Source organism: Streptomyces sp. NPDC060209, from assembly GCF_042728155.1.
Taxonomy (GTDB): domain Bacteria; phylum Actinomycetota; class Actinomycetes; order Streptomycetales; family Streptomycetaceae; genus Streptomyces.
The window spans coordinates 1-12,979 of sequence record NZ_JBHWZS010000240.1; the positions used below are offsets into that span (position 1 = coordinate 1).

Consider the following 12,979-nt stretch of genomic DNA (forward strand, 5'->3'; position numbering starts at 1 on the left):
GCCTCTTCAGGAGGCCGCCCCCACCCGTTCGCGCGTCGCTCAGTTCTCGTACGAGGCGATGTCGCCGATCACCGCGAACCCCAGGCCGTAGGCGCTCATGCCGCGCCCGTACGCGCCGATGTGCACCCCTTCAGGGGCCGAGCCCGCGAGCACCCAGCCGAACTCGGACTCCCGGTAGTGGAAGTCCACCGGTACGCCGTCCACCGGAAGGGACAGCGTCGACCAGGGCGCCTGGCCCAGATCATCCGCGAGCTCGAACGCAGTTTCGGTCTGCTGGTTCAGCCATTCGCCACGCAGGGTGTGGTCCATCTGCGGGGGCCAGGTGCAGTCCAGCAGGCCGGAGCCCGCCAGCCAGGCCGCCGACGAGACCGTGGTGGCGTCCAGGACTCCCGTACCGTCGTCGCTGTTCCGTACAGGGCTGCTGCCCAGGGTCACGACCACCGCGAAACGCGCCTTCTCCGCCCCCGCGTCGGCCCGCACCACGGGCTCCTCGCCGTGCCCGGTCGAACCGTGCTGCACCGTGTCGTCCGCCGCGGCGGTGACGTGCATCAGCCAGCGCGGGCCCGTGAAGGCCTCGTCCAGCCCGTACCAGGGGAACGGCGCCTTGAGATAGCCGTCGACAGTACGCCGGGTCGCCGGCACCCCCTCTGCGGTGACTGCGCTGGGCGCACCATCCGCCCCTACCCGACTCGTCGTCTCCATCTGCCCGGCCGCCTCCTCGATCATTCGCTGATCCGGAGCGGCCCTCCCCCCGTGGGCATGGGCAACCTCGCAACCGGACAGATGGAGAATAGCCATACCGTCCGGACGAGTCGGGATTGACGGTCTCAGGTGGCGTCTGCGTCGAAGGGCGGGCGCTCGTCCTTGGCCGGCTGCGCGGGCTTCTTGAGGAGGTCGGGCGTCGCGGCGGCCGCACCGGACGCCGCCGCGGCGGTGCCGGTGGAAGGGGCGGCCTCGCGGCCGTTCACCGCGTCGGTGACCTCGGCCATCTCCTTGCGCAGGTCGAAGCTCTCGCGGATCTCCTTGAGCCCCAGGTCGTCGTTCCCGTCCATGAGCTGCTTGCGGACGAACGTCTTGGGGTTGAGGTCCTCGAACTCGAAGTCCTTGAACTGCGGTCCGAGCTCCGAGCGGATGTCTTCCTTGGCGCTGTCCGAGAACTCACGGATCTTGCGAATGGTGCGCGTGACGTCCTGGATGACCTTGGGCAGCTTCTCCGGGCCGAATACGAGCACGGCGAGAACCACGAGCGTCAGCAGCTCGAGTGCGCCTATGTCATTGAACACCTTGCTGCTCCTCGTGTTCTCTGCGTCTTCTCCGCGTGGTCTCCGCCGCCAGGTCAAGGGCCCGGACCGCTCCACGGTACCCGGCGAAGCTGTCCGTGCGGTACCTGCCGGTGGCCGTCAGGTGCCGCTCGCCGAACCGAGCGTCAAAGTCATGGACAGGTCTTTGCCACCGCGGGTCAGGACGAGAGCGAGCCGGTCACCGGGCCGGTGGGCGCGGATCTTGACGATCAGTTCCTCGCCGCTGTGCACGCGCTGGCCCTCCACCTCGGTGATGATGTCGCCCGACCGGATGCCCGCCTTGGCGGCCGGGCCCCCCTCGGTCACTGCCGCCGCGCCGTCGGCGGCCTTGCCGCCGACCTTGGCTCCGTCACCCGTGAACTCCATGTCCAGGGTGACGCCGATCACCGGGTGGGTGGCCTTGCCGGTGTTGATCAGTTCCTCGGCGACCCGCTTGCCCTGGTTGATCGGTATCGCGAAGCCGAGGCCGATGGAGCCGGACTGGCCGCCGTCGAGACCGGATCCGCTGTCGGCGGCGCGGATGGCGCTGTTGATGCCGATGACCCGGGCCTCGGCGTCGACCAGGGGGCCGCCGGAGTTGCCCGGGTTGATCGGGGCGTCGGTCTGCAGGGCGTCGACGTAACTGACGTCGGTGCCGTCGCCCTTCTCGCCGCCCGCGGTGATGGGCCGCTGCTTGGCGCTGATGATGCCGGAGGTGACCGTGTTGGACAGGTCGAAGGGCGCGCCGATCGCCACCACCGGGTCGCCCACCCGCACGTTGTCGGAGTTGCCGAGGGGCAGTGGCTTGAGGCCGGAGACACCGGTCACCTTGACGACGGCCAGGTCGTAACCGCTGTCCTTGCCGACGATCTCGGCCGCCGCGCTCTCCCCGCCGCTGAACGTGACGGTGATGTCGCCTGTGGAGCCCGCGGGGGCGACCACATGGTTGTTGGTGAGGATGTGGCCCTTGTCGTCGAGGACGAAGCCGGTGCCTGTGCCGGACTCTGCGGAGCCGTTGACGTGCAGCGTGACCACGCTGGGCAGCGCGCTGGCGGCGATACCGGCGACGCTGTCGGGCGCCCGGCCGCCGTCGTCGCGGCCGGACTGCGGCAGTTCGACCGTGGTCAGGCCGCCGTTGCGCTCGACGTAGGCACCGATTCCGCCGCCGATCCCGCCGGCGACGAGGGCGAGCAGCGCGGCACCGGCCAGGACCGACCCCCGGCGCCCCTTGCGCGGCCGGGTGTCCGGGCCCTGGCCGGGGCCGGGGTGGCTCAGCGGCTGCTGCTGGGGCGCGCCCCACGGGTCGTAACGCAGCCACTGCGAGGGCTGATGCGGGGTCTGACCGGTCTGCGCGGAGGGCTGAGAGGGCTGGGGCGCCGTGTGCTGCCGCGGCACGGTGTGCGGCGGAGGCGGGGACACCCAGGCCTCGGCGTGCCCCTGGCCGGCCGGCACCGCCTGAGCGGGGGCCGGGGCGGGGGCGGTTGTGCCGTGGCCGTTCGTCCCCGCGTACGGCGGCGGAACGGGGGTCCCGTGGGCCGGGGTCGGCACCGGGCGCTGCACGGGCGGCGCGGGCGCCCACGGCCCGGGGCCGCCGTAGGGCGGGGTGCTGTACTCGTCGGGTGCGTGAAGCGGCTGCGTACGGTGCTCGTGTGGCCCGTCATCCGGTATCGCGGGTGCGACCGGCTCGGCGGCGGGCGGCGCGGGTGCGACCGGCTCTGCGGCCGTCGATGCGAGCGGGCGCGGCCCGTCATCCGGTATCGCGTGTGCCACCGGCTCGGCGGCGGGCGGCGCAGGGATGAAATCGCCGTCCGGCGTCATGAGCGTGGGCGGCTCTCCGGCCGCGGGCGCGGCAGTCTCGCCGGTGTCCGCCTCAGCTGCCGCGAGGCCCGTCGCATCCGCGTCGGCGACGGCAGTCGCGTCCTCCGGCCCGGCCGGACGGTTCCGTTCCGCAGAGGGACGGCTCCACCACTTCGTCTTCGGCCCGCTGGGCTTCCCGTCGTCCATGCTCTCCCCGCAACTGGCCCATGCACGCCCCCACAGAGGCGTCCCTCCCGGAATTCAACCAGGTTTGCGAATCGGCGCGCAGGGCCCCGGTCAGCGCAGCGGGGTGAGCGGCATCGCGCGGTCGCGCAGCGGCGGGGCGGAGGCCGTCGCGGACGGCTTCGGGTCCGCTCCCCCACCGAGCGCGGCCGAGTACAGCGGGCCGGCGTCCGTCGGGCGTATCAGCGGCGGCACGGTCACGTTGAGCACCGGGAAGGCGAACGTGCCCCCGGTGAGCACCGAGGTGCTCAGCAGCGTGGGCGCGGAGGCGGACACGGGCCGGACCGACGAGGACGGCGCGGCGCTCGGCCGGGTGCCCTGGTCCTCTCCGAAGGCGAGGGCGCCGCCACCACTGCGGCTGGCCGCGGCGGTGGCACCGCCGGTCCGCTCCTCGGCGTCGAGCGGAGTCGTGTTGCTGCCCGCGCCCTCGGCGCTGAGCGGCGGCTCGGGGCCGTAGTCGAGCGGGAGGGAGCCTCCCAGGGCGATGGCGGCGAGCGAGACCGCGCTGGCGGCGACGAACGCGAAGCGCCGGGCGCGCCAGGGCGAACGGTCGGCGTCCCGGGCCACGTCATGGATGCGGAAGCCGGTGGCGGACGCGCCACCGGGCACCACGGCGGTCGAGCCATGGGCGGTGGGGAGGTATCCGAAGCCGCCCAGGGGCGAGCGCCCCGGATCCGCGGGCCCGGGCTGCAGCACGGGGAAGATTCCCTCACCGAAGCGCCGGCCGCCGTTCAAGCCGTCGCCCGGGCCGTCGCCACCGCTGCTGGGGCCCCCGGGGAGGCCCTGCAGACGGGCGAGGAACCCCTCCGAGGGCGAAGGGGCGGCAGACGTCGCGAAGGCGCTCTTCAGCCGCCGCTGGGCGTCGGCCTCGGACTTGCACCTGGCGCATGTCGCCAGATGGGCCAGGACCCGCTCCCTGGCATCGTGTTTGAGCTCGCCGTCGACAAGCGCCGCGAGCCGGTCCCCCAGATGCTGTTCCGCGGGGGTCGGACCTGTGCCACTCACGCCGTTCCGCCCTCCCCTGCCAGGACCGCGTCCGCGAGGGAACGCTGCTCGGCGCGGGCCTCGGGCGAACGGTGCTGGAGCGCCTTGCGCAGGTGCGAGCGGCCGCGGTGGATGCGGCTGCGGACCGTCCCGAGCTTGACGCCGAGCGTTGCGGCGATCTCCTCGTACGAGAGGCCCTCGATGTCGCAGAGTACGACCGCGGCACGGAATTCGGGCGCGAGGGTGTCCAGCGCCTGCTGCACGTCCGCGTCGAAGTGCGTGTCGTTGAAGACCTGCTGCGGGGACGGCTCACGGCTCGGCAGCCGCTCGGCCGCGTCGTCGCCGAGGGAGTCGAAACGGATCCGCTGCTTGCGGCGGACCATGTCCAGGAAGAGATTCGTCGTGATCCTGTGCAGCCAGCCCTCGAAAGTGCCGGGCGTGTAGGTCGACAGCGACCGGAAGACGCGGACGAAGACTTCCTGGGTGAGGTCCTCGGCGTCGTGCTGGTTACCCGTCAGCCTGTAGGCCAGGCGGTACACGCGGGCGCTGTGCGTGCTGACGATCTCTTCCCATGAGGGCGGGGTCCACGCCTGGGAATCCGCATCTGAGGCGAAGGTCGCGGTCGGTGCGGAATCGTTGGAAGAACGGTCAGCAATGTCGGTCACGGATTTCGGCTCACCCGCCGACCTGAGAAAGCGCCGCAGCGCACCTCTCCGATCCACAGGCGCAGCCGCACCTCCCCTATCGGCTCTGGTGGTGTCCAGTGGAGCCCCTACCATAGCCACCTCGCCCGTTAGCTCCGGATAAGCCTTTTTACCTGCTGGTGCCCCGGTGTCCCCGGGAGCAAGAGGCACATTCCGGACCCGGCCACAGGGCCCGGTCCGCGTGTTCTCCTCCGTCCCCTACTAACGCCTGGTCCCATCTGCGGGTTCCCGGGTGCAGCGGATACAGTCACCGTTGCGCCAACTACGGGGACAGGAGAGGGTCATTACCGCCAACCGGCAGACGAGCTGGGCATTCGCCGACGCCTTTGTCGCCGAAGAAGAAGCTCTGCTCTGGGCTCGGGACCGGGCCCAGGAGACAGGGCTCCGCCCGGTGTCGTCAGGCACCGGCGCGGCACTGCGCCTGCTCGCTGCCACCGCGGACGCCAAAGCGGTGGCCGAGATCGGCACCGGGACCGGCGTGTCCGGCATCTATCTGCTGCAGGGCATGCGCCCGGACGGCGTACTGACCACCGTCGACCCGGAGCCCGAGCGCCAGCAGTTCGCCCGTGAGGCCTTCCGCGCCGCCGGCTTCGCGACGAACCGGGCCCGCTTCATCCCGGGGCGCGCCCTCGACGTCCTGCCGCGGCTCGCGGACGGCGGATACGACCTCGTCTTCTGCGACGGCGACAGGCTCGAGAGCCTGGACTGCCTCGCTGAATCGTTGCGTCTGCTGCGGCCTGGCGGCCTGGTCTGTTTCGAGGGTGTCTTCGCGGACGGCCGCGACCTTCTTCAGCGCGTCACCGAGTGCATCGGCCTCGTCCGGAGTCAGCTCGACGACAAGCCGACCGCCGCCTTCGAGCGGAACGCGCATGACGATGCCCCGCCCCTCCTTTGTCACCTCGAGCGGGCCGTCGCCCGTCCGCGGCTTCATGGCCGCCATGCTCGTTCCCCTTCCTGAAACCAGCTCATCGCAGCCGGCGGCCCCATGACAGGCGCTGCCTCACCGGCGTCGAACACAATGCTTCCTCCGCATTATCCCGCATCAGGGACCCCGATGACCAACATCGGTCGGCATCGCTTGCGCAACGCGCTTTCCCAAAACCACCCAATTCGGCGATCCGGCTGCGATACTGCGCCGCCGTCGGCCCTCAGCCGAGGTCCAATCGTTAGACGCAGGTCACATCTCCGGCCCGCCCGAAGTCCGCCATGCTTGCCTGGACAGGCACGATGCCGGACCGTAAGGAGACCCAGCGATGGCCGACATGGCCGACACAACGGCTGACGCGGTGCTCACCGACGTGAGCGACGGGCTCGCGACGATCACGATCAATCGCCCCGACGCGATGAACGCCATGAACACCGCCGCCAAGGTCGCGCTGCGCGACGCCCTTCGCGCAGTCGCGGACGACCCCGCCGTGCGGGCGGTTCTGCTCACCGCCACCGGGCGCGCCTTCTGCGTCGGCCAGGACCTCAAGGAGCACGTCGCCAAGCTCTCCGAGGCCCGCGAGTCTGGCGGTGGCAACGCGCTGAGCACGGTGCAGGAGCACTACAACCCCATCGTCCGCGCCCTCACCGAGATGGAGAAGCCCGTCGTCGCGGGGGTCAACGGGGTCGCCGCGGGGGCGGGCTTCGGATTCGCGCTCGCGGCCGACTACCGCGTGGTCGCCGACACCGCCGCCTTCAACACGTCCTTCGCGGGCGTCGCGCTGACCGCCGACTCCGGCGTCTCCTGGACCCTGCCCCGGCTGATCGGTGCGAGCCGCGCGGCCGACCTGCTGTTCTTCCCGCGTTCGATCACCGCCCAGGAGGCGTACGAGCTGGGCATCGCGAACAAGGTGGTGCCCGCGGCCGACCTGGCGAAGGAGGCGCAGGCGGTGGCCCGCGCCCTGGCCGACGGTCCGACGGTCGCGTACGCGGCCCTGAAGGCGTCCATGGCGTACGGCGCCGGCCACACGCTGGCCGAGACGCTGGAGAAGGAGGACGAACTCCAGACCAAGGCGGGCGCGTCGCGGGACCACACGATCGCGGTCGAGGCGTTCCTGGCCAAGCAGCCGCCGAAGTATCTCGGCGAGTAGGGCTACCGGCCGCCGCCCCGGGCCACGCAGTCGGCCAGATGGTCGTCGACCAGACCGCAGGCCTGCATCAGGGCGTACGCGGTCGTGGGGCCGACGAAGCGGATGGACCGCTTCTTCAGGTCCTTGGCCAGCGCGGTGGATTCCGGGGTGACCGCCTGGACGTCACCGAGGGTGCGCGGGGCCGGCCGCGTGGCGGGGTCGGGTGCGTACGACCAGATGAGCGCGTCCAGCTCGCCCTCGCCCCAGCCGGCCAGCACCTTGGCGTTGGCGAGGGTGGCGTCGATCTTCGCGCGGTTGCGGATGATCCCGGCGTCGGCGAGGAGGCGTTCCTTGTCGGCGTCGGTGAACTCCGCCACCGCGGAGATCTTGAATCCGGCGAACGCGCCGCGGAAGCCCTCGCGGCGGCGCAGGATCGTCAGCCACGACAGCCCTGACTGGAACGCCTCCAGGCAGAGCCGCTCGAAGAGGGCGTCGTCGCCATGGACGGGGCGGCCCCACTCGGTGTCGTGATAGGCGAGGTAGTCCTCCGTGGACAGGCCCCACGGGCAGCGCAGGCGGCCGTCGGCGGCCGGCTCGGCGCCGCTCACCGCCCGCCCTCCTCGTCCTGCGGGCCGTCCTCGCCGGCGCTCGGCCCGCCCGGCCGCTTGAACAGGTCCGGGCCGTTCACCGCGGTCGCCTGGGCCCCGGCGAGCGCCGACTCCAGCTCGGCGATGTGGGCGTCCCGCTCGGCGAGCTCGGCACCCAGCCTGCCGAGGGCCTCGTCCACGTCCGTCATGCGGTAACCGCGCACGGCCATGGGCAGCCGCATGGCCTCGACATCGGCGCGGCCGACAGGACGGTTCGCGGGCAGCGGGTCGGTGAGCCGCTCGGGCTCGACGTCCTGAAGCACCGCGCTTCCGCCTCCACCGACCACCGCCAGGGTGACCGCGGCCACGACCACTGCCATCGTGAGCAGCAAGAACCAGAACACGTGCATCTCCCCGGAAGCGGAATACCTGTCCAGGTCAGATCGTGCCATGCGGCACCGACAGTTAGGGTCTTTCGTCTGGATCAGGCCGGCTCAGGGAGCGGGTCCGACGCGCGCAGTCGCAAGGCGGAGGAGTGAGCCGCCGCGGAGCGATTGTGGCCTTCCCCGCTCGAGCGAAGCCGAGAGCTCGGGGAGGACCGACGACAACGCCGCAGGTGTGTGCGTGCCGGGGCACGCGAGCCCGGCATGATCCGGATGAGAGGCCCTAGGGTCGCGGAAGAGCTACAGGGAGGAACCAGGAATGCGAAGCGGGGCGCTCAGGCTGGGGCGGCGGGAGTTCGGGCCGCACGAGCCGGTGATCATGGCGATCGTGAACCGGACTCCCGATTCCTTCTACGACCAGGGGGCGACGTTCCGTGACGAACCCGCGCTCTCCCGGGTCGAGCAGGCTGTCGCGGAAGGCGCCGCGATCATCGACATCGGCGGGGTGAAGGCCGGCCCCGGCGAGGAGGTGACGGCACAGGAGGAGGCGCGCCGCACGGTCGGCTTCGTGGCCGAGGTACGACGCCGCCACCCGGACGTCGTGATCAGTGTGGACACCTGGCGGCACGACGTGGGTGAGGCCGTCTGCGAGGCCGGGGCGGACCTGCTGAACGACGCGTGGGGCGGCGTCGACCCCAAGCTGGCGGAGGTGGCCGCACGGTACGGTGCCGGGCTCGTGTGCACGCACGCGGGCGGCGCGGAGCCCCGTACACGGCCGCACCGGATCGCGTACGACGACGTGATGGCGGACATCCTGCGGGTGACCCTGGGCCTCGCCGAGCGGGCCGTGGAGCTCGGGGTCAGGGCGGACGGGATCATGATCGATCCGGGTCACGACTTCGGGAAGAACACCCGGCACTCGCTGGAGGCGACGCGCCGGCTGGACGAGATGACGGCCACGGGCTGGCCGGTGCTGGTCTCCCTCTCCAACAAGGACTTCGTCGGGGAGACGCTCGACAGGCCGGTGAAGGAACGCGTGATCGGCACGCTGGCGACGACGGCCGTGTCGGCGTGGCTGGGGGCACAGGTGTACCGGGTGCACGAGGTGGCCGAGACCCGGCAGGTCCTGGACATGGTGGCGTCCATCGCGGGCCATCGGCCACCGGCGGTCGCACGGCGGGGCCTGGCGTAGTGGTGTAGCCCCGTCGCCCGCCCCCCGCCGGGCGGGCCGACGCTGCCCCGGGACCCGGGGCAGCGCACCGGGACCCGGGGAGGGGCCCGGCGGGGCCCCTAGCGGCCGACTTCCTTCGTCACCAGCCGGACCGCCTCGTCCACGTCGTCCGTGACGTGGAACAGCATCAGGTCCCGCTCGGACGCCTTGCCTCCCGCGACCACCGTGTCCCGCAGCCAGTCCACCAGGCCGCCCCAGTACGCCGTGCCGAAGAGGACGATCGGGAAGCGCGTCACCTTGCCCGTCTGGACCAGCGTCAGCGCCTCGAAGAGCTCGTCCAGCGTGCCCAGGCCGCCGGGCAGCACGACGAACCCCTGCGCGTACTTCACGAACATCGTCTTGCGGACGAAGAAGTAGCGGAAGTTGACGCCGATGTCGACATGTGGATTCAGCCCGGACTCGAAGGGCAGCTCGATGCCGAGCCCGACGGAGACGCCCTTCGCCTCCCGGGCCCCCTTGTTCGCCGCCTCCATCGCTCCGGGACCGCCGCCCGTGATGACGGCGAACCCCGCCTCGACCAGCGCCTTGCCGATCCGTACGCCCGCCTCGTAGTCCGGTCCGCCCGCCGGGGTGCGGGCCGAGCCGAAGACGCTGATGGCGCTGGGCAGTTCCGCCAGCGCGCCGAATCCCTCCACGAACTCGGACTGGATCCGCATGACCCGCCAGGGGTCGGTGTGGACCCACTCCGAGTCGCCCTCGGAATCCAGCAGCCGCTGATCGGTCGTGCCCGGCTGGACCTGGTCCCTGCGCCGCAGTACCGGACCCAGTCGCTGTTCCTCGGGCTTCACCGCACCCTCGGGAATCTGCGCGCCCTCGGGGATCCGTGCGTCCTCCGGGTTGCCCATGACCTGCTCCCTCCGCCGACCTGCGATGTGCGTGTGTCGCTTCAGCGTAGATCGGCGGAGGTTACGCGCAGGGGAATGCCGTGAGTCAGCTGGTGAGCCAGGAGCGAAGACGCTCCTCGCAGTGCGTGATCCTTTCGACGCTCACGTGCTCGTCCCGCTTGTGGGCGAACAGCGGGTCACCGGGACCGTAGTTCACCGCGGGGATGCCCAGGGAGCCGAAGCGGGCCACGTCGGTCCAGCCGAACTTGGGACGCGCGACGCCGCCGACCGCCTCCATGAACGCCTTGGCGGCCGGGTGCGAGAGACCGGGCATCGCGGCGCCGGTGTGGTCGTCCACGACGAACTCGGCGACACCGCAGCCCGCGAAGACCTCCTGGACGTGCGCCTCGGCCTCCTCGGCCGTGCGGTCGGGGGCATAGCGGTAGTTGACGACAAGGGTGCAGGCGTCCGGGATGACGTTGGTGGCGACGCCGCCCTCGATGCCCACGGCGTTGAGCCCTTCCCGGTACTCCAGCCCTTCGATGACCGGGCGGCGCGGCTCGTACGCGGCCAGCCGGGCCAGCGCCGGGGCGGCCGCGTGGATCGCGTTGGACCCCATCCAGCCGCGCGCGGAGTGGGAGCGTTCGCCCGCGAAACGCAGATGGACACGGAGCGTTCCCTGGCAGCCGCCCTCGACCTCGCCGTTGGAGCCCTCCAGGAGGACGGCGAAGTCCGCGTCGAGCCATTCCGGGTGCGCCTCGGCCACGTGCCCGAGGCCGTTGAGGTCGGCGGCGACCTCTTCGTTGTCGTAGAAGATGAACGTGAGGTCGCGATTGGGCTCCGGCACCGTCGCCGCGATCCGCAGCTGGACGGCGACCCCCGACTTCATGTCGGAGGTGCCGCATCCCCACAGCACGCCGTCGTCGTCGAGCCTTGACGGCACGTTGTCCGCGATCGGGACGGTGTCGATGTGCCCCGCCAGGACGACGCGCTCGGAACGGCCCAGCAGCGTCCTGGCCACGATGTTGTTGCCGTGGCGGTCGACGGTCAGATGCGGCAGCGGGCGCAGGGCCGCCTCGATGGCGTCGGCGAGGTCCTTCTCCTGCCCGCTGACCGACGGGAAATCGACCAGCCGGGCGGTGAGCTCCGGGCCGTCCAGGGCAAGGTCAAGCGTGTGTCCATCCATGGCCACGAGCCTAAGGGACTGAAGTCTCGGCCCCGGTCCTACTCTCCAGTACGGTGGCCCCGTGCCCCGGACGAGTACGCCTCCCCGCCGCAGCCGCCCCTTGCGGGTCGCGGCCGCCTTCGCCGTGCTCGTGGCACTGGCAGGCTATCTGGCCGTGCAGTACCTCTCCGGACACGAAGGCGCGCCCCGCTGCACCGTGGGCCCCGCCGGCGGGGGCGAGGGGCGTACGTACGAGCTGAGCCCCGTACAGGCCTCCAACGCCGCCACGATCTCCGCCGTGGGCACCACACGCGGGCTGCCGGAACGCGCGGTGACCATCGCGCTGGCGACCGCGCTGCAGGAATCCACCCTGCGCAACATCGACCACGGCGACAAGGACTCGCTCGGGCTCTTCCAGCAGCGTCCCTCGCAGGGGTGGGGAACACCCGCGCAGATCATGGACCCGGTCTATTCGTCGGGGAAGTTCTACGAGCACCTCGTCGACGTCCCGGACTATTCGCGGCTGCCGCTGACCGTCGCGGCCCAGCGGGTGCAGAAGAGCGCGTTCCCGGAGGCGTACGCCAAGCACGAGCCGGACGCCGCACTGCTGGCCGCCGCGCTGACCGGACGCTCCCCCGCCTCGCTGACCTGCTCGCAGGCGGCGACGACCGCCGGGGCCCCCGGGGACGCCGCCGAGGTGCGGTCCGATCTGGTGCGCGCCTTCGGGAAGGACGTCCTGCCCTCCGCCGGGTCTGCGGGCGCCTCCGCGGCGGGCACGGTGTCGGTGCCCGTACGGGCCGAGGACGACGCCGCCTCCCGCCGCGGCTGGGAGCTCGCTCACTGGGCTGTCGCGCGGGCCGGCACCCTGCGGATCGAGGAGGTCTCCTACGCGGGCCGGGTGTGGACCGCCGACACGGGGTGGCGGACGGAACGCAAGGAATCGGACGCCACCACCGTCCGATTGCGACTCGCTCAGTAGTACGGCCCGTCATCCGTACGGGCCGTCCGACGCCCGCCGGACCCTCGCTCGCGCCACCGTTTCGACACCCCCGTCGTTCGGACGGATTCCCGTGCGGCCAAGGGGAAGTGACGGTTTATCAGACGATGGCCGAATGCGCCGTTCGCCCGGGTTCTCCCATTGCGGATTATCCGACGCATTGCCCAGTCTTTACCTTGATGCCCCGCAACCTTCCCCGCCCCCGGACCGGTTGTTCAGTGCGTCCGATCACCGGACAGGCGGATTCCACATCCGCCGCGAAACCGTTGACGTCCCGCCGAAGGAGCATCATGTCCCTCCCCCTGACCCGCAGGATCGCCCGTGCCGCGCTGCTGATCGCCGCAGGTGCGGCCCCCGTGGTCGGCGCGGCCGGTGCCGCGGGTGCCGCGGGGCTCCCGCAGACCCCCGCGCTCGGCGGCCTCACCTCGCTCGACGGCGCCGGAGTCAGCAGCACGCTGGACTCGACCTCGAAGCAGGGCGCCGAGGTGGCGAACGAGACCGGCGGCAAGGTGGTCGGCACGACCCTTCCCGCCGCGGGCCAGACCCTGGAGAAGGCCGGCACCGTCGCGGGCGGCGAGCTGACGGAGGACGCCCTCCCGACAAAGAGCCTGCCGGCCAAGGGCCTGCCCACCAAGGGCCTGCCGATCGGCTGATCTGCTGGAACACGCACGTGACGAACGCGCGAAGGGGCCTCGGGAGTGCGCCCACCCGACGCCCGGTCACTTATAAA

General features: G+C 71.7%; 13 protein-coding genes and 2 pseudogenes. 5 read left to right on the forward strand and 10 right to left on the reverse strand.

The features are described 5' to 3' along the window. Nucleotides 1-39: 39 nt before the first annotated feature. The 5 genes from ACFWFI_RS32375 to sigE form a co-directional block, all read right to left on the reverse strand. A complete protein-coding gene (locus ACFWFI_RS32375; protein WP_387397166.1) occupies nucleotides 40-702 on the reverse strand; it encodes a hypothetical protein in 663 nt (220 codons plus the stop codon). A gap of 125 nt (nucleotides 703-827) precedes the next feature. Continuing rightward, on the reverse strand, nucleotides 828-1,283 hold the full coding sequence (locus tag ACFWFI_RS32380) for a sec-independent translocase (protein WP_387397169.1): 456 nt from the start codon (nucleotides 1,281-1,283) through the stop codon (nucleotides 828-830). A 117-nt stretch (nucleotides 1,284-1,400) separates the two neighbouring features. Continuing rightward, nucleotides 1,401-3,284 (reverse strand): S1C family serine protease, encoded by a 1,884-nt coding sequence (locus ACFWFI_RS32385; protein ID WP_387397172.1) that lies wholly within the window; start codon nucleotides 3,282-3,284, stop codon nucleotides 1,401-1,403. 90 nt (nucleotides 3,285-3,374) lie between these two features. Beyond that, entirely contained in the window at nucleotides 3,375-4,325 is a 951-nt protein-coding gene (locus ACFWFI_RS32390; RefSeq protein ID WP_387397175.1) for an anti-sigma factor family protein, read from the reverse strand. Beyond that, nucleotides 4,322-5,083, reverse strand: coding sequence for an RNA polymerase sigma factor SigE (gene sigE, locus ACFWFI_RS32395; protein WP_329232551.1), 762 nt, complete (start codon nucleotides 5,081-5,083; stop codon nucleotides 4,322-4,324). Before sigE ends, ACFWFI_RS32390 begins: the two co-directional genes overlap by 4 nt. A gap of 178 nt (nucleotides 5,084-5,261) precedes the next feature. Here sigE and ACFWFI_RS32400 point away from each other — a divergent pair. After that, nucleotides 5,262-5,793 (forward strand): annotated as a pseudogene (locus tag ACFWFI_RS32400) (O-methyltransferase); the annotation flags it as partial. 56 nt (nucleotides 5,794-5,849) lie between these two features. Here the strand turns inward: ACFWFI_RS32400 and ACFWFI_RS32405 are convergent. Then, nucleotides 5,850-5,948: pseudogene (locus ACFWFI_RS32405) on the reverse strand (DUF3117 domain-containing protein); the annotation flags it as partial. 322 nt (nucleotides 5,949-6,270) lie between these two features. On the opposite strand from ACFWFI_RS32405, the gene ACFWFI_RS32410 reads away from it, so the two are divergent. After that, nucleotides 6,271-7,083, forward strand: coding sequence for a 2-cyclohexenylcarbonyl CoA isomerase (locus ACFWFI_RS32410; protein ID WP_387397194.1), 813 nt, complete (start codon nucleotides 6,271-6,273; stop codon nucleotides 7,081-7,083). A gap of 2 nt (nucleotides 7,084-7,085) precedes the next feature. Here the strand turns inward: ACFWFI_RS32410 and ACFWFI_RS32415 are convergent, their stop codons facing one another. Both ACFWFI_RS32415 and ACFWFI_RS32420 read right to left on the reverse strand, forming a co-directional pair. Further along, complete coding sequence (locus ACFWFI_RS32415) at nucleotides 7,086-7,670, reverse strand: DNA-3-methyladenine glycosylase I (RefSeq protein ID WP_387397178.1); 585 nt, start codon at nucleotides 7,668-7,670, stop codon at nucleotides 7,086-7,088. Beyond that, complete coding sequence (locus ACFWFI_RS32420) at nucleotides 7,667-8,059, reverse strand: DivIVA domain-containing protein (RefSeq protein WP_387397197.1); 393 nt, start codon at nucleotides 8,057-8,059, stop codon at nucleotides 7,667-7,669. The genes ACFWFI_RS32415 and ACFWFI_RS32420 overlap by 4 nt, the downstream gene beginning before the upstream one ends. A gap of 292 nt (nucleotides 8,060-8,351) precedes the next feature. Here ACFWFI_RS32420 and folP point away from each other — a divergent pair, with 292 nt between their 5' ends. Further along, entirely contained in the window at nucleotides 8,352-9,224 is an 873-nt protein-coding gene (gene folP, locus ACFWFI_RS32425; RefSeq protein WP_387397181.1) for a dihydropteroate synthase, read from the forward strand. A 98-nt stretch (nucleotides 9,225-9,322) separates the two neighbouring features. On the opposite strand, the gene ACFWFI_RS32430 is transcribed toward folP, so the two are convergent. Both ACFWFI_RS32430 and dapE read right to left on the reverse strand, forming a co-directional pair. Beyond that, nucleotides 9,323-10,108, reverse strand: coding sequence for an LOG family protein (locus ACFWFI_RS32430; RefSeq protein ID WP_147959355.1), 786 nt, complete (start codon nucleotides 10,106-10,108; stop codon nucleotides 9,323-9,325). Between the two features lie 85 nt (nucleotides 10,109-10,193). Then, nucleotides 10,194-11,273: a succinyl-diaminopimelate desuccinylase gene (gene dapE, locus ACFWFI_RS32435; RefSeq protein ID WP_387397185.1), complete on the reverse strand. Its 1,080-nt coding sequence runs from the start codon at nucleotides 11,271-11,273 to the stop codon at nucleotides 10,194-10,196. A gap of 61 nt (nucleotides 11,274-11,334) precedes the next feature. Here dapE and ACFWFI_RS32440 point away from each other — a divergent pair, with 61 nt between their 5' ends. Beyond that, entirely contained in the window at nucleotides 11,335-12,231 is an 897-nt protein-coding gene (locus ACFWFI_RS32440; RefSeq protein WP_387397188.1) for a hypothetical protein, read from the forward strand. 308 nt (nucleotides 12,232-12,539) lie between these two features. After that, nucleotides 12,540-12,902 carry an ATP-binding protein gene (locus ACFWFI_RS32445; RefSeq protein ID WP_387397191.1) on the forward strand — a complete coding sequence of 121 codons (363 nt, stop codon included), beginning with the start codon at nucleotides 12,540-12,542 and terminating at the stop codon, nucleotides 12,900-12,902. Nucleotides 12,903-12,979: the final 77 nt, after the last annotated feature.